Below are 20,831 nucleotides of genomic sequence, written 5' to 3' on the forward strand. Positions count from 1 at the left end.
CGATCACGAAGTGACGCGACGAAGGAGCGCCCTTGACAGGCCGGCACGACACGGAAGGACGATGGGACTGACGGGAAGCCCCCAACCAGCCCTGAGACCGCCCAAGGGGCTACCGCTCACCCGCCCCACCGGCCCGCACCCGGGGAGGCGGGTGGGCAACCACCGCCCGGCCCCACGGGGTCGAGGGGGAGATAGCGGGCCCGCACCACAAGCCCCACACCCCCGGGGCCCCCGCACACCGCAAAGGGGCGGCCCCGGGACCTTTTGGGTCCCGGGGCCGCCCCTTCAGCTACGTACGGCTACCGCTTACGCGCCCTTCGAGAGGTCCGGGCCGGAGCCCGTGGCCTCGATCGGGGGGAGGTCGGGCAGAGCCGACTTCTCCTCGCCGCGGAAGGTGAACTTGGCGTCCTCGCCCTCACCCTCCACGCCGACGACCACGATGTGGCCGGGGCGCAGCTCGCCGAAGAGGATCTTCTCCGACAGCAGGTCCTCGATGTCGCGCTGGATGGTCCGGCGCAGCGGGCGGGCACCCATGATCGGGTCGTAGCCGCGCTTGGCGAGGAGCTGCTTCGCGTCACCGCTGAGCTCGATGCCCATGTCGCGGTCCTTGAGGCGCTCGTCCACCTTGGCGATCATCAGGTCGACGATCTGGATGATGTCTTCCTGGCTGAGCTGGTGGAAGACGACCGTGTCGTCGACACGGTTCAGGAACTCGGGCCGGAAGTGCTGCTTGAGCTCTTCGTTGACCTTCGCCTTCATCCGGTCGTAACCGGTCTTGACGTCGCCCTGGGCGGCGAAGCCCAGGTTGAAGCCCTTGGAGATGTCCCGCGTACCCAGGTTGGTCGTCATGATGATGACCGTGTTCTTGAAGTCCACGACCCGGCCCTGGGAGTCGGTCAGGCGACCGTCCTCCAGGATCTGGAGAAGGGAATTGAAGATATCCGGGTGCGCCTTCTCGACCTCGTCGAAGAGGACGACGGAGAACGGCTTCCGGCGGACCTTCTCGGTCAGCTGGCCGCCCTCTTCGTAGCCCACGTAGCCGGGGGGCGAACCGAAGAGGCGGGAAACCGTGTGCTTCTCGCTGAACTCCGACATGTCGAGGGAGATCAGCGCGTCCTCGTCGCCGAAGAGGAATTCGGCGAGCGTCTTGGAGAGCTCGGTCTTACCGACACCGGACGGACCGGCGAAGATGAACGAGCCACCGGGGCGCTTCGGGTCCTTCAGGCCGGCCCGCGTACGGCGGATCGCCTGCGAAAGGGCCTTGATGGCGTCCTTCTGACCGATGACGCGCTTGTGGAGCTCGTCCTCCATGCGCAGCAGGCGCGAGGACTCCTCCTCGGTCAGCTTGAAGACGGGAATGCCGGTCGCGGTCGCGAGGACCTCGGCGATGAGCTCGCCGTCGACCTCGGCGACGACGTCCATGTCGCCGGCCTTCCATTCCTTCTCGCGCTTGGACTTCGCGGCGAGCAGCTGCTTCTCCGAATCACGGAGCGAAGCCGCCTTCTCGAAGTCCTGGGAGTCGATGGCCGACTCCTTGTCGCGGCGGACGGCCGCGATCTTCTCGTCGAACTCGCGGAGGTCCGGCGGCGCGGTCATCCGGCGGATGCGCATCCGGGAGCCGGCCTCGTCGATCAGGTCGATCGCCTTGTCCGGGAGGAAGCGGTCCGAGATGTACCGGTCGGCCAGGGTCGCGGCCTGGACGAGGGCCTCGTCCGTGATCGAGACGCGGTGGTGGGCCTCGTACCGGTCACGGAGACCCTTGAGGATCTCGATGGTGTGCGGCAGCGACGGCTCCGCGACCTGGATGGGCTGGAAGCGGCGCTCCAGGGCCGCGTCCTTCTCCAGGTGCTTGCGGTACTCGTCCAGCGTGGTGGCACCGATGGTCTGGAGCTCACCACGGGCCAGCATGGGCTTCAGGATCGAAGCGGCGTCGATCGCACCCTCTGCGGCACCCGCACCGACGAGCGTGTGGAGCTCGTCGATGAACAGGATGATGTCGCCGCGGGTGCGGATCTCCTTGAGGACCTTCTTCAGGCGCTCCTCGAAGTCACCGCGGTAGCGGGAGCCGGCGACCAGGGCACCCAGGTCGAGCGTGTAGAGGTGCTTGTCCTTGAGGGTCTCGGGGACCTCGCCCTTGACGATCGCCTGCGCCAGGCCCTCGACGACGGCGGTCTTGCCGACGCCGGGCTCGCCGATGAGGACCGGGTTGTTCTTGGTCCGGCGGGACAGGACCTGCATGACCCGCTCGATCTCCTTCTCGCGCCCGATGACCGGGTCGAGCTTGGATTCGCGGGCAGCCTGGGTGAGGTTGCGGCCGAACTGGTCGAGGACCAGCGAGGTCGAGGGGGTGCCCTCGGCCGGGCCGCCTGCGGTGGCCGACTCCTTGCCGCCCCCGGTGTAGCCGGAGAGCAGCTGGATGACCTGCTGCCGGACCCTGTTCAGATCGGCGCCCAGCTTCACGAGGACCTGGGCGGCGACGCCCTCGCCCTCGCGGATCAGGCCGAGCAGGATGTGCTCGGTGCCGATGTAGTTGTGGCCGAGCTGGAGGGCCTCTCGGAGCGACAGCTCCAGGACCTTCTTCGCCCGCGGCGTGAAGGGGATGTGGCCGGACGGGGCCTGCTGGCCCTGACCGATGATCTCCTCAACCTGCTGGCGAACAGCCTCGAGCGAAATCCCGAGGCTCTCCAGGGCCTTAGCGGCGACACCCTCACCCTCGTGGATCAAGCCCAGGAGGATGTGCTCGGTGCCGATGTAGTTGTGGTTGAGCATCCGGGCTTCTTCCTGAGCCAGGACGACAACCCGCCGCGCGCGGTCGGTGAACCTCTCGAACATCGTTTATCGCTCCTCAGAGCGGTCGGGCAGTTCGGGGTCGGTCCCCGCCCTGTCCTTCCGCATGCTAGTCCCGCGGGACGGGACAGCTCATTCCAACTGCCGACATCCGTCCACGGCTCACCCCCACGTCGGTGAGGAAAACCGGCTGTAAGAGCCGACTACTGCTCCAACTCGATGGTGCGAGACGATGTTCCCGCAGGCCAGGCAGATACCCGTCACAGGTGTACGCCGATGGCGAACGGAACACGCTCAAATCAGCGTGTCGCCCCGATCCACTAGGAATGTCTTACCCGTAAGGACTGACACTCCATGCCGGTACGCATGGTTCCCTCCGCTACGGGCGAACACGCTTGTGTCCCGAATGTGGGACTCCGCTCGACCGATGTTTACGCTACGCATTGGTACGGGCGCGTCGCGTAACCCGTCGGCGGTCGCCGGAGTTGCTCCGGTCATGTCCCTCAGCACCGTGAGCGTCCCCTCGCCCCGCGTCCCGTCCGAGGAGGACACCCGTACCTGGTACGAGCGGGTGCTCGGCTGGGCCTGCGCCGGGGGGCCGCCCCCGCAGCTGGTCACCGGGGTCCGGTTCGACGTGCTGGAGCTCCCCTCGGACGCCGGGGCCGCGCTGCTCGGCCGGCCCGGCTTCGCCGCCACCGGTCCGGTGGCCGTGATGGGGCGCCGGATGCGCTTCCTGATCGCCCCGGGCGGCGCCGAGGAGCTGGAGGGGCTGCTCGACTGGCTGGAGTGGGGCGGGGTGGCGCTGGATCTGACCGCCGTGGGCGCGGGGGGCAGGATCACCGCCCCCGTGCCGCCCGGACGGGCACCGGGAGAAAGCCCTCGGGGGGCCGCCGTGTGGCTGCGGCCCCCCGAGCTGGGGTGCGAGGCGTCGCTGCCCGCCCTGCCCGGTCCGGGGCGGGGCGCCGGACCCGGGCTCTGTGCGGAGCCGGCCGGGCCCGATCTCGTACGCCTGGTGGCCGCGGCGGCCACGGAATGCCACCGCGCCCGCCTGGGGCGGCGTACGCCTCAGCCCTTGGCGTTCTCGTAGGCCTCGCGGATCTCGGCGGGAACCCGGCCGCGGTCGTTGACGCTGAGGCCCTGGGCCTTGGCCCACGCGCGGATCTCGGCCGTGTCCGGGCTGCCCGGGGCGGCGGCGGCGCGGCCCTTGGCGCGGCCGGTGGAAGCACGCCCGCCGGTACGGCGGCCCGCCTTCACGAAGTCCTCCAGCGCACCGCGGAGCTTTTCAGCGTTGGCGGTGGTGAGGTCGATCTCGTAGGTCTTGCCGTCAAGAGCGAACGTCACGGTCTCGTCCGCCGTGCCACCGTCGAGGTCGTCGACAAGAAGGACCTGAACCTTCTGTGCCACCGGATTTCCTTTCATCGAAAATGCAGTACGCGGAAAGGAAACCGCTTTTGCCTGGAAAACACAAACCCCCGGCGAGAGGTTCAGGACCTCAACAAGGCGGGAAACGTGCGCGATTCGGACATAGGCCTCAGGCGGACGGGGGCCCGTAATAGCCGCCGCGCTCGATCAGAGGTGCAGCAGCATCCGGCTGTTGCCCAAGGTGTTCGGCTTCACTCGTTCGAGACCGAGGAACTCGGCGACTCCCTCGTCATAGGAACGCAGGAGCTCCATGTAGACATCGGTCTCCACCGGGGTCTCGCCGATCTCGACGAAGCCGTGCTTCGCGAAGAAGTCCACTTCGAAGGTCAGGCAGAATACCCGGCTGACCCCGACCCGGCGGGCGGTCTCCAACAACTTGGCGAGCACCAGGTGCCCGACACCGGCGCCCTTCAAGTCGCGGTCGACGGCGAGCGTGCGCACTTCGGCGAGGTCTTCCCACATGACGTGGAGGGCGCCGCAGCCCACCACCTGCCCGTCCCCCTCGCGTTCCGCGACCCAGAACTCCTGGATGTCCTCGTAAAGGACGACGGGGGCTTTGTCGAGGAGGATCCGCTGCTGCACGTACTGGTCGAGCAGGCGGCGCAGCGCCGGAACATCACTGGTGCGCGCGCGGCGGATCGTCACTGTTTTGGCGTCGGCTGTGGTGGAAAGCTCTCCCATACCCGGACGCTATCGCCCCGGGTCGCTCCCTTGCGCGCCGGAGTCCCCTTCCGGCGGGGCCGTTGACGGGTCTTCTCCGGCCGGGCCGGCCTCGGGTCCCGGTTCGGGTTCGTCGTGCTGGACGATGCGGACGGCGTCGCGGAGGGCCTCGCGCTGTTCGGGGGACATCATGCCGAAGAAGGCGACGAGGGCGGCCGCCGGGCTGTCGCTGGTGGACCAGGCCTCGTTCATGAGTGCGGCCGAGTAGGCGGCGCGGGTGGAGACCGCCGTATATCGATAGGCGCGGCCTTCGGCTTCCCGGCGGACCCAGCCCTTCTGATGGAGATTGTCCATAACGGTCATGACCGTGGTGTACGCGATGGACCGTTCCTGCTGGAGGTCTTCCAGGACTTCCCGAACGGTGACCGGGCGGTTCCACTGCCACACCCGCGTCATCACTGCGTCTTCGAGTTCTCCCAAGGGGCGAGGCACAGCAGCACAATAGTGCCGATTGCGGCGAATTGCCCGACTATTCGCCGCAACGCGCGGTGGAAAACCCCGGCCGGGGTTACTTCACTTCTGCGACTGCTGGCCGGCCTCGGCGCGGGCGAGCGCGGCGTCGACGACCGCGTCTTCCTTGGCCTTGTTGGCCCCGCCCTGGGTCTTCACGATCGTCACGACGAGTGCGATGAAGAACGCGGCCATCACGATGGGGGGCACGAGCGCGGAGACGTAGTCCATGCCCCCCAGCGTAGCTACACCGCCGCGCGTCCGGCCGCCGGGGGCGGGGTGGGCTTGCGGCGCGGCGGGAAGACCTCGCCCGGGGTGGGCACCGGCCGGGCCGGGGGCTCCTTCGCCGGGACGGGCTTCGGCGGCGGCGGGGGCGGCTGCTCCTTGCCGCCGGCCAGGGCCAGCAGCCGGGTGCGCGGGGCCGGGGCGGCCGCGGGTGCGGTCCCGGTGGCGAGCCTGCGGCGTACGGAGCGGGCGGCGACGGCCTGGGCCCGCTCCAGGACGGCGGCGGCGACCGGGTTGGCCCGCAGGGCGCGCAGGGCGGCCAGGTCGTCGGCCAGGGGCTCGTACCCGGCGGCCAGGGCGTCCTGGAGGAGCTCCAGGTAGCCGGACAGGCTCCCGGGGAGGGCGCTTCTGTAGCGGGCGAGGTCGTCGAGCAGGAAGGCTCTGAGCCGGCCCGCCTCCAGGACGGCGTCGTCCACCGACGCCGCGAGGCGCAGGCAGTCCTGGACCTCGGAAGCGGTCAGGGGGGCCGTGGAGGACTGGAGGGCGTGGGCGAGGGAACGCCTGAGCACGTGCAGCTCGGCGGCGCTGAACGCCATGCCGCCGCGGGATCCGTAGGGCGTGGGCATGGGGCGAAGATACGCGCTAATCGGACAAAATCCCCTGAGGGTGCGGGATTGCGGCGCGGCGGGGATCCACGCCGCCCCTCCGGGCGGTCCGGCCCGGTTCAGCCGGTCTCTTTGACGGACTTCACGAATTCCGCCCAGGCGGCGTGGGTGGTCGCCATCACCAGGTGCGCCGGGTCGGCCCGGTCGGCCACGCGCACCAGGGTGCCGGGCGCGGCCGCCACGTACACGCAGGCGTCGTCCTCGCCGCAGTAGGACGATTTGCGCCAGTCGGGTCGAGCGTTCGCGGTCATGGTGTCTCCTCCGCAGTGGACGAGGTCGCGGTGCTTTCGAGCGTGACGCTAGCGCCACGAGGGGCACACCCCGGCCAGTTCCGTAAAAAACCCGGTCGTCGGAAAGTACGGCCGTTCACAATACGCGCCCTTGGTCACTCCACCGGGAAGGCGTACGCGATCTCGTAGCGCGAGTCGGGGATGACCAGGTCGGCGGTCTCCACGGGGCGGCCGTCGGCGTCGAGGTACGTGCGCTCGACCTCGGTGATCATGGCGCCGAGGCTGATCCCCAGGAGGTTGGCCTGGTTCTGGTTGGCCCGGGCCGGGCGCGGCACCTCCACCACGGAGGTGACGGTGATGCCGATGGACCGCATGCGCGCCACCACCCCGGCGCCGCGCAGTTCGCCCACCTCCGGGAGCACGATCGGCGTGCCGGAGGTGATGGCCAGGGGCTCCCAGGACTCGGAGAGTTCGGCGGGGCTGCCGTCGGCCATGAACTCGTAGCGGGTCATCACGCAGGGGGATCCGGGCTCGATGGCCAGCCGGGCGGCGATCCGCTCGGGCGCCGGGACCTGCGGGAGGGTCTTGAACTCCCAGGACGCGGCGATGCCGTGCGCGGCGGCCTCGGAGCGGAAGGTGTTGCCGGAGCCGGGAACGCGGCGGCGGGTGCGGAGCATCCGCATGCGCCGGCGCGGGGTGCGCACGTAGGTGCCGGAACCGGCGCGGCCTTCGAGGAAGCCCTCGATGATCAGCTGCTCCATGGCCCGCTGGGTGACGCCCTGCCCGACGGAGTACTCCTCCGCGAACCGGGCGCGCGAGGGGAGCCTGTCGCCTATCGCCCACTCACCCGCCTCGATGCGGGTCCTGAGTGATGCGACCACCTGCAAGTACGGTGATTTACGGGGCATGTGGGCCGTCCTGTGCCGCTTCGCGAGGGTGTGCGTCCGACGCCGACAAGCTAACGGATCAGGTTCAAGCTGAGGATTCCGCATGACGTTCCGCTACCGCCCGTGGGGCCCCGCTCGGGCGGGGCCCCACGGGCGGCCGGATCACTCGAAGCTGGGCGCGTTGCGCTCGTACACGAGCCGCAGCCCGATCAGCGTCAGCCACGGCTCGTGCTCGTCGATCACCGTGGTCTCCCCGAGGATGACCGGGGCCAGCCCGCCCGTGGCGATGACGCGGACGTCGTCCGGATCGCCGTCCGGACCCACCAGGTCCCGGGCGATGCGGTGCACGATCCCGTCGACCTGCCCCGCGAACCCGTAGACCACGCCCGACTGCATCGCCTCGACCGTGGACTTGCCGATCACGTTCCGCGGCCGGGCCAGCTCGATCTTGCGCAGCAGCGCGCCGCGCATCCCGAGCGCCTCCATCGAGATCTCGATGCCCGGGGAGATCACCCCGCCCACGTACTCGCCGCGCGCGGAGACCGCGTCGAAGGTCGTCGCCGTACCGAGGTCCACGACGATCGCCGGACCCCCGTACAGCTCGACGGCGGCGGCCGCGTTGACGATGCGGTCCGCGCCGACCTCCTTCGGGTTGTCCATCAGGATCGGCACGCCCGTCTTCACGCCGGGCTCCACCACGATCGCCGGCACGTCGCCGTAGTAGCGGCGGGTCACCTCGCGCAGCTCGTGCAGCACCGACGGCACCGTCGAGCAGATCGCGATGCCGTGGATCCCGTCACCCAGCTCGCTGCCGAGCATCGGGTGCATCCCCATCAGGCCCTGCATCAGCACGGCCAGCTCGTCCGCCGTGCGCCGCGGGTCCGTGGAGACGCGCCAGTGCTCGACGATCTCCTCGCCGTCGAACAGGCCCAGGACCGTGTGGGTGTTGCCCACGTCGATGGTGAGCAGCATCGGCTTACACCGCCTCGCGCAGGTCGAGGCCGATGTCCAGGATCGGCGAGGAGTGCGTCAGCGCGCCCACCGCCAGGTAGTCCACACCGGTCTCCGCGTAGGCGCGGGCCGTCTCCAGCGACAGCCGGCCCGAGGACTCCAGGACCGCGCGGCCCGCGACGATCGTCACGGCCTCCTCCGTCTCCGGGACGGTGAAGTTGTCCAGCAGGATCAGGTCGGCGCCCGCGTCCACGACCTCGCGGACCTGGTGCATCGTGTCGACCTCGACCTCCACCGGAACGTCCGGGAAGGCCTCGCGGACGGCCTTGAAGGCCTGTGCGACGCCGCCCGCGGCGACCACGTGGTTGTCCTTGACCAGCGCCGCGTCCGACAGCGACATGCGGTGGTTGACGCCGCCGCCGCAGCGGACCGCGTACTTCTCCAGCGAACGCAGGCCCGGCGTCGTCTTGCGGGTGTCGCGGACCTTGGCCTTCGTGCCCTCCAGGACGTCCGCCCAGCGGCGGGTGGCCGTCGCGATGCCGGACAGCCGGCACAGGATGTTCAGGGCGCTGCGCTCGGCGGTCAGCAGGTCACGGGTGCGCGAGCGCACCGACAGCAGCAGCTGGCCGGCCTCGACCTTGTCGCCGTCCTCGGCGTGCCGCTCGACCTCGAAGGCCTCCGTGCAGACCACGGAGAACACGGCCTCGGCGATCCGCAGGCCCGCCACGACGCCGGCCTCGCGGGCCACGAAGTCGGCGATGGCCTCGGCCTCTTCGGAGACGGTCGCGACGGTGGTGACGTCGACCCCGCCGTCCAGGTCCTCGGACAGCGCCATGTGCGCGATGTCCTCGACCTCGATCGGGTCCAGGCCCGCGTCGACCAGCAGCTGGGCGAGCGCCGGGTCGAGGCCGCTCTCCTCGCCGTCGCCGCAGCCGCAGTCGTCGCCGCAGCCGCCTTCGTTCTGCTCGATCAGGGGGAGTTCGGGGGTGCTCACGGTCACTTCTCCAGGCTGAGGGGGTGGTGGACGGACGGGAAGTCCGCGGAGTCGGTGGGGGTGACGACCAGCGCCCGCCGCTCGGTGCGCGACAGCCGCACCACGAGGTGGCGGCGCCACTCGGCGTCGTCCCGGTCGGGATGGTCCTCGCGCCAGTGGCAGCCGCGGGTCTCGGCGCGCCGCTGGGCGGCGGCCACCAGGACGCGGGCCACGCACAGCAGGTTGGTCGCCTCCCAGGTCTCGACGCCCGGCACGGCCGTCTTGCCGCGGCTCTCCAGCTCGCCCAGGGCCGTCGTGTACAGGGTCTCCAGCGCCTCGGCGGCCGCCGCGAGGGATCCGGCGGAGCGGAGCACGCCCGCGCCCTCCGTCATGATGCGCTGGACCTCGTACCGGGCCTCGGCCGGCTGGAGCGGACCGGTGGCGGGCACGGGTATGCCCGGGCCGCTGCCCACGGGCGGGTTCGCGGCGATGTCCTCGGCGATCCGCTCGGCGAAGACCAGGCCCTCCAGCAGGGAGTTGGAGGCCAGCCGGTTCGCGCCGTGCACACCGGTGCAGGCCACCTCGCCGCACGCGTACAGGCCCGGCACGGTCGTACGGCCGTGCAGGTCCGTGCGTACGCCGCCCGAGGCGTAGTGCGCGGCCGGGGCGACCGGGATCGGCTCGGTCACCGGGTCGATGCCGTGGGCCCGGCAGGCCGCCAGGATCGTGGGGAACCGGTTCTCCCACATCTGCGCGCCGAAGTGCCGCGCGTCCAGGTACATGTGCCGGGCGCCCTGCTCCTGCATGCGGCGCATGATGCCCTTGGCGACGATGTCCCGCGGTGCCAGCTCGGCCAGCTCGTGCTGCCCCACCATGAAGCGGACCCCGTCCGCGTCCACCAGGTACGCGCCCTCGCCGCGGACCGCCTCCGACACCAGCGGCTGCTGGCCCTCGGCGTCCGGGCCGAGGAACAGGACCGTCGGGTGGAACTGGACGAACTCCAGGTCCGAGACCTCGGCGCCGGCGCGCAGCGCCAGCGCCACCCCGTCGCCCGTGGAGACCGCCGGGTTGGTCGTCGCGGAGAACACCTGGCCCATGCCGCCGGTCGCCAGGATCACGGCGGGCGCGTGGACGGCGCCGACGCCGTCGTGCTGGCCCTCGCCCATCACGTGCAGGGTCACGCCGGCCGTACGGCCCTGCGCGTCCTGGAGCAGGTCCAGGACCAGCGCGTTCTCGACGGTGCGGATCCCGGCGGCGTGCACGGCCTCGACCAGGGCGCGGGAGATCTCCGCGCCGGTCGCGTCGCCGCCCGCGTGCGCGATGCGCCGGCGGTGGTGGCCGCCCTCGCGGGTCAGCTCTATCTCTCCGGTCTCGGCGGACGTGTCGAAGACCGCCCCGGCCGCGATCAGCCGGCGCACGGCGTCGGGGCCCTCGGTGACCAGCAGCCGCACAGCCGCCTCGTCGCACAGGCCCGCGCCCGCGACCAGCGTGTCGTCCAGGTGCTGCTCGGGGGTGTCGCCCTCGCCGAGGGCGGCCGCGATGCCGCCCTGCGCCCAGCGGGTGGAGCCGTCGTCGAGCCGAGCCTTGGTGACCACGACCGTACGGCGGCCCGCGGCGGCGCAGCGCAGCGCGGCCGTCAGGCCCGCGACGCCGGAACCGACGACCACGACGTCCGCGTCGAGGGCCCAGCCGGGGGCGGGGGCGTGCAGCCGTATGCCCGTACCGGCGGCGCCGGGGGTGCCTGGGTTGCCTGTGGTGCTCACGCGTGTGCTCCGAACTCCAATGGGATGTTGTCGATCAGCCGGGTCGTGCCGACCTTCGCCGCGACGGCCAGCACGGCCCGTCCGGTGAAGTCGGGACCGACGTCGGTGAAGTCCTTCGGGTCCACCAGGGCCAGGTAGTCCAGGACCAGCGGCGGCTCGTGCCGGCCCGCCTCCTCCAGCACGTGCCGCGCGGCGGCCCGTACGGCGTCCGGCAGGCCGGTGACGCCGCCGGCCGCCGCCGACACGGCGTGCGCGTCGGCGGACGCGCGGATCTCGCCGAGCCGGGCCAGGGCGGTGGCGCGCCCGTCGCTGGCCGGGGCCGCCTCCGCGCGGGCGCACAGCGCGGCCTGCGCGGCGAGCCGGTCGCGGCCCGCGAACAGGGCGCGGGACAGGGCCAGGGCGGTACGGCGCTCGACCGGGCCGAGGTAGCGGTTGCGGGAGGACAGGGCGAGCCCGTCGTCCTCCCGGACCGTGGGTACGCCGGCCACCTCAACGGGGAAGTTCAGGTCGGTCACCATGCGCCGGATCAGGGCCAGTTGCTGGGCGTCCTTCTGGCCGAACAGGGCCAGGTCGGGGCGGGTGAGGTGGAGCAGCTTGGCGACGACGGTCAGCATGCCGTCGAAGTGGCCGGGGCGGGTGGCGCCTTCGAGCCGCTCGCCCATCGGCCCGGCGGTGATCCGCACCTGCGGGTCGCCGCCCGGGTAGACCTCGTCGACGGACGGCGCGAACACGGCGTCCGCGCCCGCCCCTTCGGAGATCCGCAGGTCCGCGTCGAGGGTGCGCGGGTAGCGGTCCAGGTCCTCGTTCGCCCCGAACTGGAGGGGGTTGACGAAGACGGTGACCACCACCTGGCCGTCCGGTCCCACCTCCTCACGGGCCGTACGGATGAGCGTGGCGTGGCCCTCGTGCAGGGCGCCCATCGTCATCACGACGGCCCGGCGGCCGTCGCGCGGGAGCTTGTGGAGCTCTTCGGCGGTGTTCAGCAGCTGGAGCGGGCCGGTCATCGCTCGGAATCCTTCGGGTCGGCGGGGTCCGCGAGCACGCCGAGGAGGTCCTCGGCCAGTTCGGGCTTGAGCAGGCCGTGCGCGAGGGCGCGGTCAGCGGTCGTACGGGCCATCGCCAGGTACCCGGCGACGGTGGCGGGAGCGTGCTTGCGCAGCTCCGAGACGTGCGCGGCGACGGTGCCCGCGTCACCGCGGGCGACGGGCCCGGTGAGCGCGGCGTCGCCGGAGCGCAGGGCGTTGTCCAGGGCGGCGCCGAGCAGCGGGCCGAGCATCCGGTCGGGGTGCTCGACACCCGCGGTGCGCAGCAGCTCCATCGCCTGGGCGACCAGGGTGACCAGGTGGTTCGCGCCCAGCGCGAGGGCCGCGTGGTAGAGCGGGCGGCTCTCCTCCGCGATCCACTCGGGCTCCGCGCCCATCTCGATGACCAGGGCCTCGGCGGCGAGCCGCAGCTCCTCGGGGGCGGTCACGCCGAAGGAGCAGCCGGCCAGGCGCTGCACGTCCACCTCGGTCCCGGTGAAGGTCATCGCCGGGTGCAGCGCCAGCGGGAGCGCGCCCGCGCGCCGCGCGGGGTCCAGCACGGCGGTCCCGTAACGCCCCGAGGTGTGCACGAGGAGCTGCCCGGGACGGACCGCGCCGGTCTCGGCGAGGCCCTCCACCAGGCCCGGCAGGGCGTCGTCGGGGACGGTGAGCAGGACCAGCTCGGCCCGCTCCAGCACCTGCGCCGGCGACACCAGCGGCACGTCCGGCAGCATCCGCTCGGCCCGGCGCCGGGAGGCGTCGGAGACCCCCGACACGGCGACGGGGCGGTGCCCGGCCTGCTGCAGCGCACGGGCCAGCGCGGGGCCGACACGGCCCGCGCCGACGACTCCGACGGTGAGCCGGGCGGGACGCGGTTCCTGGGATGAGTTCACGCGGTGAGGGCCTTCCGTTCCAGTCCGCGAGGGGTACCGGACGATACGTCGCCATGCTAGGCCCTTTCCGCGGCCCGGCGCCGGTCAGGCCCGCCGGGGGCGGGGAGGGCGGCGGGGAGGGGGCGGGGAGGTGCCGGTGGCGGGTTGCCGTCCGCGGGTTTTCGGGGGCGGTGGCCGGGGGCCGTCCGCGGGTTTTTCGGGGGCGGTGGTGGGTTGCCGTCCGCGATGATCTCGGCATGAGCGATGACGCGGAGCTGACGAAGCGGCTGGTGGCCGCCTGGAAGGGGGCCCGCCGGACCCTGACGAGCGGCGGGCGGGAGGAGACGGTCCGGGAGCTGCTGGCCGGGCTGGCCGACGCCCCGTACGACCTGGACGCCCCGGCGGACATCTACGGCGACGGCGTCGTCGCCGACCTGGAGCGGCGGGTCGCCGCGCTGCTCGGCACCGAGGACGCGGCGTTCTTCCCCTCGGGGACGATGGCCCAGCAGATCGCACTGCGCTGCTGGGCAGGGCGCACCGGCAACCCGGTCGTGGCCCTGCACCCCATGAGCCACCCGGAGCAGTGGGAGGGCGGAGCCCTGACGGCGCTGGCCGGGCTGCGGACCACCCACCCGGTGACGGAGCCGCGCCAGCCGACCCCGCAGGAGGTCCGGGAGCACCCCGAGCCCTTCGGCACGCTGATGCTGGAGCTGCCGCTGCGCGACGCCGGGTTCCTGCTGCCCGCGTGGGAGGAGCTGGAGGGGCTGGTGGACGCCGCCCGGGAGCGGGACGCGGTCGTCCACTTCGACGGGGCCCGGCTGTGGGAGTCCACCGTCCACTTCGGCAGGCCGCTGCCGGAGATCGCGCAGCTCGCGGACTCGGTGTACGTCTCCTTCTACAAGTCGCTGCGCGGGCTGAGCGGGGCCTGCCTGGCCGGACCCCGGGACTTCGTCGAGGAGACCCGGGTGTGGCGCCACCGGTACGGGGGCCAGGTCTTCCGCCAGTTCCCCCAGGCCCTGGCGGCCCTGGCCGGGCTGGAACGGGAGCTGCCGCGCCTGCCGGCGTACGTGGAGCAGGCCCGGGTCGTCGCGGCCGCGCTGCGGGAGGCCTTCGCGGAGGCGGGCGTGCCGTGGTCCCGGGTCCACCCGGAGGTGCCGCACACGCACCAGTTCCAGGTGTGGCTCCCGTACGAGGCCGACCGCCTCACGGAGGCGGGCGCCCGCCTGGCGGAGGAAACGGGCACGGTGCTGTTCCGGCGGTGGAGCGCGGAGGGCCCGCCGGGCCTGGCGGTGACGGAGGTGGAGATCACGCAGCCGGGCCTGGGGTGGACGGCGGAGGAGGTCCGGGAGGCGGTGGCGGGGTTCTTGGGGCGGGTTTAGGGGGGTCCCCGGGGGCTGCGGGGTGGGCGGGGTGGGCGGTAGCCCCTGGGGCGGTCTCAGGGAGGGTTGGGGGCTTCCCGTCAGTCCCATCGTCCTTCCGGTTCGGGCCGGTCCCTCAAGGGCGCTCCTTCGTCGCGTCGCTACGCGATCGCCTACGGCGACCCTTGACCGACCGGCCCGAACCGGAAAGCCGAAAGACTGCCGGGAAACCCCCAAAGAAACGGCACGGTCGATGGTTGGAGGAGCGGCCGTGTCAGTGATGAGGCGAGGGGCCGGGCGCCGGCCCGCCGGGCATCCTGGCCCTCAGATGCCCGGTTTCCGGGCCAAGGGCGCGACTACCTGCACGAGAGGCCGACCAGAGCGACCTGGGGAGCCCCCGGACGCGACAGATCGCTACGCGCTCCTCACATCTCAGCGTCCGACGACCGCCTGTGGCCGATACCCGCACCAGAGGGCGAAAAGAGCAGCCCAGGGAGCCGACAGGCGCGTCAGATCGCTACGCGCTCCTCATTTCTCAGCGTCCGACCGAAGGACCATGGCGTCGTAGACCGGGGATTCGGGGGCGTGCTTGATCCGGCCGATCACCTCGTAGCCCCAGCGGGGGTAGGCGGAGCGGGCCGGCTCGTTGTCGGTGATGCAGGTGAGGGTGGTCCAGGACTCCTCTCGGCCCAGGACCATCGCGTCGTGCAGCGCGCGGCCAGTTCCCCGGCCGGCGTGCGCGGGGAGGACCATCAGCTCCCTCAGCCAGAAGACCTCGCCGGCTTCGGCCGCCTTCTCCACGTCTGCGGGCACCTTCCCCTCCCTCAGGAGGGAGTCCCACCAGGCGCGGTCCGGGGTGAGGGTCACGCCGTGGACGTATCCCGCGATGGAACCGTCCGCCAGGTGCGCCGTGACCACCTCGAAGCCCTTCATGCCGTAGGCGGCCCGGAGGCGCGAGTGGTACGTCTCCACCGCGAAGAAGGGGTCCCCGGCGTACGGCGGGACGTCGTACACCCCCGAGTAGACGGCCAGCAGCTGCTCGGTGATGGTTCGGGCCTGTTCAGGGCCGTGGCGGGTGAAGGCGGGCATGTGTATTCCGTTCAGGTGCGGCTAGAAGCGTCTGGTCAGAATGCAGTGGGAATCGTCGTTGTCCTCATCACCCACGCGGGTCCAGAGCATCACCGTGTTGTCATCCCGCCACACGCCGAGGCTGTCGCCCACAACGTCGCCCTCGGGGCCCTTGGCATCGAACTTCCGCACGACGGACCTCCCCGTCTCGCTTCTCCACGTACCCGATCCCGACCGGGGTCCGGTCCAGTTCCAGTCCGAGGCGCCCATCCAGTCGCCACACACCTGGTTGGCGATGAACGTCCCGTCCTCCTTCAGCGTCAGGCTGCCGCCATAGGCGTCGAACCACGTGACCGCGAGTTCGGCCGGCGTCAGCTTGACGGGTTCGCCATCGGGTGGCGGCCGGTTCCAGATCCTTCCGCAAGCCGTGAGTGCGAGAGTCATGGCAAGGAGGACAAGCGCGGACCGGCAGGAACGCGACACACTCCACCCCCGAGGGTTTCTGCAGGTCGCGTGTGCGACGAGGATGCGACCCGCAGCCTGGCACAGACTTTGAACGCGTTCAAGCCGAGCCGAGCCGAGCCGATCCGTTCGTCCTCTGGTGCGGGTATCAGCCCAAGGCGGTCGTCGGACGCCGAGACGAGAGAAGCGCGTAGCGATCTGACGCGCCTGAGGGCTCCGCAGGTCGCTCTGATCGGCCTCTCGTGCGGGTAGTCGCGCCCCCGGCCCGGAATCGGGACTGGATGGGCCCGGATGCCCGGTGGGCCGGCGCCCGGTCCCTCGTCTCATCGCTGACGGACCCGTCCCCTGCCCTTGGACCGTGCCGTTTCTTTGGGGGTTTCCCGGCAGTCTTTCGGCTTTCCGGTTCGGGTCGGTCGGTCAAGGGTGGAGCGAAGCGACATCGCGTAGCGACGCGACGAAGGAGCGCCCTTGAGGGACCGGCCCGAACCGGAAGGACGATGGGACTGACGGGAAGCCCCCAGGCTGCTCTGAGGCCGTCCATGGGGATACCGCCCCCGGTACCCCGCCCCCGCCGGAGGCCCTCAGCACGCCCCGCCGCGGTGGAGGTGGCGGGTCAGGGCGTGGAGCCAGGGGTGGGTGGCCGGGCGGCCGGCCAGGACGGCGGAGAACTGGGCTTCGGTGCGGATGGCGCGGAGGGCGGCGACGTCGTCGCGGCCCGGGGGCGGGGGCTGCGGGGTGCCGTGCTGGGCCGCGCGGTAGGTGTCGACGAGGTACTGCTCGATGGCTGTCATGCATCCACCCTCACCCCGTTGGGCGCGGCGCGCCCGCCGATTGACGCTCCCCGTCAATCGACGCCCCTCACCTGCGGCGATGCCCCGACCATGGCTTCACGGCCCCTCGTACGGGCGCACGGCCGGCGCGCGGCCGCCCGTACCCGCGGGCCCTGCCCTGCCATGCCCGCGCCGCGCTCCGCGCGCCGGAGGACACAATGGGGCGATGAGCGTCACCATCGACATCGCCGGGCTCCCCGCGGAGCGGATCGGCTTCGCGCCGTCGCCGCTCGCCGAGCTCTGCATGACCCTGCACGCGCTCTCGCAGCCGGCCCATCACCCGGGGCTGCAGTCCTGGACGAGGGCCACTACGGCTTCGCTCGACCCCTGCCTCGCCGACCGGCTCCTTGAGGCCGATTTCATGTGGCGCAGTTCGTTCTCGGACATCTTCATGGCCTTCGCCGGCATCCCCGGCGGTACCGGCCGCCCGGGGGCGACGCTGGCCGAGGAGCTGGACGTGCTCGACCGGCTGGACGACGAGCGGTTCGTGATGGCGGCGCTGGAGCACTGCTGGCTGGCGCTGTACAACGAGGGCGGCGGCCCGCATCCGTTGAAGGACGCGGGGGCGCGGGCGAAGGCGTTGGAGACGGCGGCGGCGCGCGGGCCGCGGCAGTTGGAGTTCTCGATCCGGCTGCTGGACGACCCGGCCGGGGTGCGGGTGTGGATGCGGCGGCTGCTGGAGGACTGCGACGAGGCCTTCTTCGCGGAGACCTGGCGGCGCATCGAGCCCCGGCAGACGGCGGACGCCCGGCACAAGACGGAGGTGCTGCGCCACAAGGGGCTGCCGGCGGTGCTGCGGGAGGTGTCGTCGGCGCTGAGCGTGGACGAGGGGCTGACGCTGATCACCGCCGACAAGATGGTCAACGGCCAGGCCACGGCGACGGATCCGACGGTCGGGCCGGGGCTGCTCTTCGTACCGACGCACTTCGGCTGGCCGCACCTGCTGGTGCTGCACGCTCCGGGCTGGCGGCCGGTGGTGCACTACCCGCTGGACTCGCCCGAACTGGCCTCCGAGCCGGGCTCGGTGGAGCTGCTGCAGCGCCGGATGGAGGCGTTGGCGCACCCCATGCGGATGATGCTGTGCCGCAGTCTGGCGCGCGCCCCGTACACGACGAGCGAGCTGGCGCGGGTCTACGGGATCTCCGCGCCGGAGGTGTCCCGGCACCTGGCCGTGCTGAAGAGGGCGGGGCTGCTGCACACGCGGCGCCAGGGTCGTTATGTACAGCACCAGTTGGATCTGTCCGTGGTCGCACGAATAGGTGGCGATTTCATCGAGGGAATCCTGCGCTGAGCAGATCTGCCCGACGATCGGACGGTGGCCGGATTTCGCCCCTCATCAGAGGCACCGATATCCGGATTTCACAAACCGGAAGCAGTGAAAACTCTGGCGAGGGCCGCCTCTTGGTGTCTAACGTGCGTCCACCACGCCACGCCTCCCCCACAGACGCTTCCTGCTGTGAAAGGACCTTCATGCCCTCTCGCCGTATAGCCACTGCCACCGCCGTCCTCGCGGCCGCCGCCCTCGTCTCCCCGCTGCTCCTCGCCGGTCCGGCCGGTGCGACGAGCCCGCAGAGCGACGCCGCCCGGGGTGACGCGCTGGCCAGGAAGCTGGTCAAGGACTCGACGGGCAAGGGCGCCAACAACCACCTGAAGGTCTTCCAGTCGATCGCCGACTACAACAACGGCACCCGGGTGGCCGGTTCGAAGGGCCACGCCCAGTCGGCGCAGTACGTCGAGGCCGTGCTGAAGGGCGCCGGGTACCAGGTCTCGCGCCACGAGTTCGACTTCGTGTACGTCGAGACGATCTCCGAGAAGCTGAAGGTCAACGGCGCCACCGGCCGGGACGTGCCGCTCAAGCTGATGACGTACACGGCCAGCGGCCCGGAGGGCGGCATCACCGCGCCCGTCGCCGTCGCCCCCGTCGACGCCGACAACACCAACGGCTGCGAGGCCACGGACTTCGCGGCCGGCGCCTTCACCGGCAAGATCGCACTGATCAAGCGCGGCGGCTGCACCTTCGCCGCGAAGCAGGCGAACGCGGCGGCGGCCGGCGCGGTCGGCGCGGTCATCTACAACAACACCGCGGGCGCCCTCAACGGCACCCTCGGCGACGCGAACGCCGGCAAGGTCCCCACCGGCGGCATCTCCCAGGAGGACGGCGAGAAGCTCGCCGCCGAGGCGGCCGCGGGTCCCGTCTCGCTCACCCTGGACGTCCGCGAGCTGCGCGAGAACCGCAAGACGTTCAACGTCGTCGCGGAGACCAAGGGCGGCGACCCGGAGAACACCGTCTTCCTCGGCGCGCACCTGGACTCGGTCGCGGCCGGTCCGGGCATCAACGACAACGGCTCCGGCTCGGCGGGCATCCTCCAGGTCGCGCAGCGCCTCGCGAGCGAGCAGAAGAAGATCAAGAACAAGGTGAAGTTCGCCTGGTGGTCGGCGGAGGAGTTCGGCCTGCTCGGCTCCGAGGCGTACGTGGCCTCGCTGACGCCGGAGCAGAAGAAGCAGATCAAGCTCTACCTGAACTTCGACATGATCGCCTCGCCGAACTCCGCGTACTTCGTCTACGACGGCGACGACTCGGACAAGGTCGGCTCGGGCCCGGGCCCGGAGGGTTCGGCGCAGCTGGAGAAGCAGATCACCGACTTCCTCGACGCGCAGAAGATCCCGCACGAGGGCAGTGACTTCACCGGCCGCTCGGACTACGGCCCGTTCATCGAGGCCGGTATCCCGTCGGGCGGTACGGACACGGGCGCCGAGGGCATCAAGACCCCGGCGCAGGCCGCGAAGTTCGGCGGTCAGGCGGGCGTCGCCTACGACCCGAACTACCACGGCAAGGGCGACGACATCAACAACATCGACCAGAAGGGGCTCGACATCAACGTCGACGTCATCGCGAACGCGGTCGGCCACTACGCCTGGGACCTGGCGCCGCTGACGCAGCCGGTCACCCCGAAGCCGTCCACCGGCTCCGGCAACGGCGGCGGTCTGCGCCCGGGCCACGACCACGACGTCACGGAGTAAGAACAGCCGGACACACCAGGGGCCGGCCTCCCGGACGGGAGGCCGGCCCCTCGGCCGTGCCGTGATGGGGGGGGAGGCCGGAGCTACCCCGGCCAGGGTCCGGTGCCGACCGGCTGGACCAGCCAGCCGAAGTCGCCCAGGCCCCCGCGCGCGGTGAGCTCCGCCGCCTCACCCGCCGCCGACAGGGCGCGGACGTAGCCCGCCGGGTCGGTGGAGGCCAGGGCCAGCGGCGGCCGGCCGCCCGAGACGCCGAGGGCGGTCAGGGCGGCGCGCTGGGTGAGCAGGCCGGCGCCCGGTCCCGCGCAGGCGTCGAGCGCGACGTGCGCGGTGACGTCGCAGCCGCCGTCCGGGACGGGGGCGGTCTCGCGGCCGTCGCGGAAGCCGGTGAGGGTGCCGTACGGGGGGCGGGCGTCGCGGGTGTGCGCGTAGTCCACGGCCACCGCGAGGCCCCGGTCCAGGGTGGCGACGGCCGCCGCCCAGGCCTCGTCGCGGGCCCGGCCGATCTCCGCCCGGCCGCCGCCCGGTCCGGCCGCGCCGGGCCACCACCGCTCCAGCCAGTCCCGGTCGGCGTCCTCCAGGGGCCCGCCGGGGGTCTCCGTGCCGTCGGGGGCGACCAGGACGTAGCGGCCGTCCTCGGCGATCTCCAGCGGTACGTTGTCCAGCCATTCGTTCGCGAACAGCAGCCCCGTCGTCCCCTCGGGCGGCTCCGCCACCCACCGGATGCGGGGGTCCAGCCCTTCGGGCTCCGCCGCGCGCTCGACCGCGTACGGGCGCACCCGCGCCGCGGTCTCCGCGGGCAGCGCGGCGAGGACGCCGGCCAGCAGTTCGCCGCGCCCGGCCCCCATGTCGACCAGGTCGAGCCGTGCCGGCCGGCCCAGCTCCGCGTCCACCCACTCCAGCAGCCGGGCCACGGCCCCCGCGTACAGGGCGGAGGCGTGCACGGAGGTACGGAAGTGCCCGGCGGGCCCCGGCCCGCCCGGACGCACGTAGAAACCGCCGGGCCCGTACAGCGCGGCCTCCATCGCGGCCCGCCACCGGACCGGCCCCCTGACCTCACCCTCAGCGCTCATCACCCGCAGGTTAAGCCAACCCTCCACCTTGGGGAGTACTCCCCCGTCGCAGGGA

21 protein-coding genes are annotated in these 20,831 nt (G+C 72.0%); 4 read left to right on the plus strand and 17 right to left on the minus strand.

Annotated features, from left to right (window positions below; genetic code table 11):
- Positions 1-306 precede the first annotated feature (306 nt).
- Positions 307-2,832, minus strand: a complete 2,526-nt coding sequence (locus AC07A6_RS27430; RefSeq protein ID WP_125818656.1) for an ATP-dependent Clp protease ATP-binding subunit — start codon at positions 2,830-2,832, stop codon at positions 307-309.
- 451 nt (positions 2,833-3,283) lie between these two features.
- Between AC07A6_RS27430 and AC07A6_RS27435 the strand changes: the two genes are divergently transcribed.
- Positions 3,284-3,874 carry an SCO3374 family protein gene (locus AC07A6_RS27435; RefSeq protein ID WP_362467442.1) on the plus strand — a complete coding sequence of 197 codons (591 nt, stop codon included), beginning with the start codon at positions 3,284-3,286 and terminating at the stop codon, positions 3,872-3,874.
- Here AC07A6_RS27435 and AC07A6_RS27440 read toward each other — a convergent pair.
- From AC07A6_RS27440 to AC07A6_RS27495, 12 genes are all read right to left on the minus strand, one after another.
- Entirely contained in the window at positions 3,853-4,191 is a 339-nt protein-coding gene (locus tag AC07A6_RS27440; protein ID WP_007264817.1) for a histone-like nucleoid-structuring protein Lsr2, read from the minus strand. The two genes, AC07A6_RS27435 and AC07A6_RS27440, sit on opposite strands and share 22 nt — an antisense overlap.
- A 165-nt stretch (positions 4,192-4,356) precedes the next feature.
- Positions 4,357-4,890: an amino-acid N-acetyltransferase gene (locus tag AC07A6_RS27445; RefSeq protein WP_478778922.1), complete on the minus strand. Its 534-nt coding sequence runs from the start codon at positions 4,888-4,890 to the stop codon at positions 4,357-4,359.
- 9 nt (positions 4,891-4,899) lie between these two features.
- Positions 4,900-5,361, minus strand: a complete 462-nt coding sequence (locus AC07A6_RS27450) for a BlaI/MecI/CopY family transcriptional regulator (protein WP_362467441.1) — start codon at positions 5,359-5,361, stop codon at positions 4,900-4,902.
- A gap of 81 nt (positions 5,362-5,442) precedes the next feature.
- Positions 5,443-5,610: a hypothetical protein gene (locus AC07A6_RS27455; RefSeq protein WP_185911331.1), complete on the minus strand. Its 168-nt coding sequence runs from the start codon at positions 5,608-5,610 to the stop codon at positions 5,443-5,445.
- Between the two features lie 14 nt (positions 5,611-5,624).
- Positions 5,625-6,230 (minus strand): hypothetical protein, encoded by a 606-nt coding sequence (locus AC07A6_RS27460; protein ID WP_362467439.1) that lies wholly within the window; start codon positions 6,228-6,230, stop codon positions 5,625-5,627.
- Positions 6,231-6,328: 98 nt separating this feature from the next.
- Complete coding sequence (locus tag AC07A6_RS27465; protein WP_362467438.1) at positions 6,329-6,520, minus strand: DUF397 domain-containing protein; 192 nt, start codon at positions 6,518-6,520, stop codon at positions 6,329-6,331.
- Between the two features lie 134 nt (positions 6,521-6,654).
- Positions 6,655-7,407 (minus strand): GntR family transcriptional regulator, encoded by a 753-nt coding sequence (locus tag AC07A6_RS27470; RefSeq protein WP_362467437.1) that lies wholly within the window; start codon positions 7,405-7,407, stop codon positions 6,655-6,657.
- Positions 7,408-7,548: 141 nt separating this feature from the next.
- Complete coding sequence (locus AC07A6_RS27475) at positions 7,549-8,358, minus strand: type III pantothenate kinase (RefSeq protein WP_007264823.1); 810 nt, start codon at positions 8,356-8,358, stop codon at positions 7,549-7,551.
- Positions 8,359-8,362: 4 nt separating this feature from the next.
- Positions 8,363-9,331: a carboxylating nicotinate-nucleotide diphosphorylase gene (nadC, locus tag AC07A6_RS27480; RefSeq protein ID WP_362467447.1), complete on the minus strand. Its 969-nt coding sequence runs from the start codon at positions 9,329-9,331 to the stop codon at positions 8,363-8,365.
- Positions 9,332-9,333: 2 nt separating this feature from the next.
- Entirely contained in the window at positions 9,334-11,073 is a 1,740-nt protein-coding gene (locus AC07A6_RS27485; protein WP_362467436.1) for an L-aspartate oxidase, read from the minus strand.
- Positions 11,070-12,077 carry a pantoate--beta-alanine ligase gene (gene panC, locus AC07A6_RS27490; RefSeq protein ID WP_362467435.1) on the minus strand — a complete coding sequence of 336 codons (1,008 nt, stop codon included), beginning with the start codon at positions 12,075-12,077 and terminating at the stop codon, positions 11,070-11,072. Before panC ends, AC07A6_RS27485 begins: the two co-directional genes overlap by 4 nt.
- The gene (locus AC07A6_RS27495; protein WP_362467434.1) at positions 12,074-12,988 is read right to left on the minus strand and encodes a Rossmann-like and DUF2520 domain-containing protein; all 915 of its coding nucleotides are present in this window, start codon (positions 12,986-12,988) and stop codon (positions 12,074-12,076) included. The genes panC and AC07A6_RS27495 overlap by 4 nt, the downstream gene beginning before the upstream one ends.
- A 236-nt stretch (positions 12,989-13,224) precedes the next feature.
- On the opposite strand from AC07A6_RS27495, the gene AC07A6_RS27500 reads away from it, so the two are divergent.
- Positions 13,225-14,346 (plus strand): threonine aldolase family protein, encoded by a 1,122-nt coding sequence (locus AC07A6_RS27500; RefSeq protein ID WP_478778923.1) that lies wholly within the window; start codon positions 13,225-13,227, stop codon positions 14,344-14,346.
- A gap of 507 nt (positions 14,347-14,853) precedes the next feature.
- On the opposite strand, the gene AC07A6_RS27505 is transcribed toward AC07A6_RS27500, so the two are convergent.
- The 3 genes from AC07A6_RS27505 to AC07A6_RS27515 all read right to left on the minus strand — a co-directional run bounded on the left by AC07A6_RS27505 (position 14,854) and on the right by AC07A6_RS27515 (position 16,646).
- The gene (locus AC07A6_RS27505; RefSeq protein WP_478778924.1) at positions 14,854-15,414 is read right to left on the minus strand and encodes a GNAT family N-acetyltransferase; all 561 of its coding nucleotides are present in this window, start codon (positions 15,412-15,414) and stop codon (positions 14,854-14,856) included.
- Positions 15,415-15,435: 21 nt separating this feature from the next.
- Entirely contained in the window at positions 15,436-15,837 is a 402-nt protein-coding gene (locus tag AC07A6_RS27510) for a hypothetical protein (protein ID WP_478778925.1), read from the minus strand.
- A 599-nt stretch (positions 15,838-16,436) separates the two neighbouring features.
- A complete protein-coding gene (locus AC07A6_RS27515; RefSeq protein WP_478778926.1) occupies positions 16,437-16,646 on the minus strand; it encodes a hypothetical protein in 210 nt (69 codons plus the stop codon).
- A gap of 205 nt (positions 16,647-16,851) precedes the next feature.
- On the opposite strand from AC07A6_RS27515, the gene AC07A6_RS27520 reads away from it, so the two are divergent.
- Positions 16,852-17,976: a DUF5937 family protein gene (locus AC07A6_RS27520; protein WP_478778927.1), complete on the plus strand. Its 1,125-nt coding sequence runs from the start codon at positions 16,852-16,854 to the stop codon at positions 17,974-17,976.
- A 179-nt stretch (positions 17,977-18,155) separates the two neighbouring features.
- Positions 18,156-19,706, plus strand: coding sequence for a M28 family metallopeptidase (locus AC07A6_RS27525; RefSeq protein WP_478778928.1), 1,551 nt, complete (start codon positions 18,156-18,158; stop codon positions 19,704-19,706).
- 83 nt (positions 19,707-19,789) lie between these two features.
- On the opposite strand, the gene AC07A6_RS27530 is transcribed toward AC07A6_RS27525, so the two are convergent.
- On the minus strand, positions 19,790-20,776 hold the full coding sequence (locus AC07A6_RS27530; RefSeq protein ID WP_478778929.1) for an SAM-dependent methyltransferase: 987 nt from the start codon (positions 20,774-20,776) through the stop codon (positions 19,790-19,792).
- Between the last annotated feature and the right edge of the window lie 55 nt (positions 20,777-20,831).

The sequence above is a fragment of the Streptomyces sp. NPDC044002 genome, from assembly GCF_056434525.1.

Bases quoted from the DNA above. Each gene is read 5' to 3' on its own strand.
- AC07A6_RS27430 (WP_125818656.1), bottom strand. From the start codon at position 2,832: ATGTTCGAGAGGTTCACCGACCGCGCGCGGCGGGTTGTCGTCCTGGCT.
- AC07A6_RS27435 (WP_362467442.1), top strand. From the start codon at position 3,284: ATGTCCCTCAGCACCGTGAGCGTCCCCTCGCCCCGCGTCCCGTCCGAG.
- AC07A6_RS27445 (WP_478778922.1), bottom strand. From the start codon at position 4,890: ATGGGAGAGCTTTCCACCACAGCCGACGCCAAAACAGTGACGATCCGC.
- AC07A6_RS27455 (WP_185911331.1), bottom strand. From the start codon at position 5,610: ATGGACTACGTCTCCGCGCTCGTGCCCCCCATCGTGATGGCCGCGTTC.
- AC07A6_RS27460 (WP_362467439.1), bottom strand. From the start codon at position 6,230: ATGCCCACGCCCTACGGATCCCGCGGCGGCATGGCGTTCAGCGCCGCC.
- AC07A6_RS27465 (WP_362467438.1), bottom strand. From the start codon at position 6,520: ATGACCGCGAACGCTCGACCCGACTGGCGCAAATCGTCCTACTGCGGC.
- AC07A6_RS27470 (WP_362467437.1), bottom strand. From the start codon at position 7,407: ATGCCCCGTAAATCACCGTACTTGCAGGTGGTCGCATCACTCAGGACC.
- AC07A6_RS27475 (WP_007264823.1), bottom strand. From the start codon at position 8,358: ATGCTGCTCACCATCGACGTGGGCAACACCCACACGGTCCTGGGCCTG.
- panC (WP_362467435.1), bottom strand. From the start codon at position 12,077: ATGACCGGCCCGCTCCAGCTGCTGAACACCGCCGAAGAGCTCCACAAG.
- AC07A6_RS27500 (WP_478778923.1), top strand. From the start codon at position 13,225: ATGAGCGATGACGCGGAGCTGACGAAGCGGCTGGTGGCCGCCTGGAAG.
- AC07A6_RS27505 (WP_478778924.1), bottom strand. From the start codon at position 15,414: ATGCCCGCCTTCACCCGCCACGGCCCTGAACAGGCCCGAACCATCACC.
- AC07A6_RS27510 (WP_478778925.1), bottom strand. From the start codon at position 15,837: ATGACTCTCGCACTCACGGCTTGCGGAAGGATCTGGAACCGGCCGCCA.
- AC07A6_RS27515 (WP_478778926.1), bottom strand. From the start codon at position 16,646: ATGACAGCCATCGAGCAGTACCTCGTCGACACCTACCGCGCGGCCCAG.
- AC07A6_RS27520 (WP_478778927.1), top strand. From the start codon at position 16,852: ATGAGCGTCACCATCGACATCGCCGGGCTCCCCGCGGAGCGGATCGGC.
- AC07A6_RS27525 (WP_478778928.1), top strand. From the start codon at position 18,156: ATGCCCTCTCGCCGTATAGCCACTGCCACCGCCGTCCTCGCGGCCGCC.
- AC07A6_RS27530 (WP_478778929.1), bottom strand. From the start codon at position 20,776: ATGAGCGCTGAGGGTGAGGTCAGGGGGCCGGTCCGGTGGCGGGCCGCG.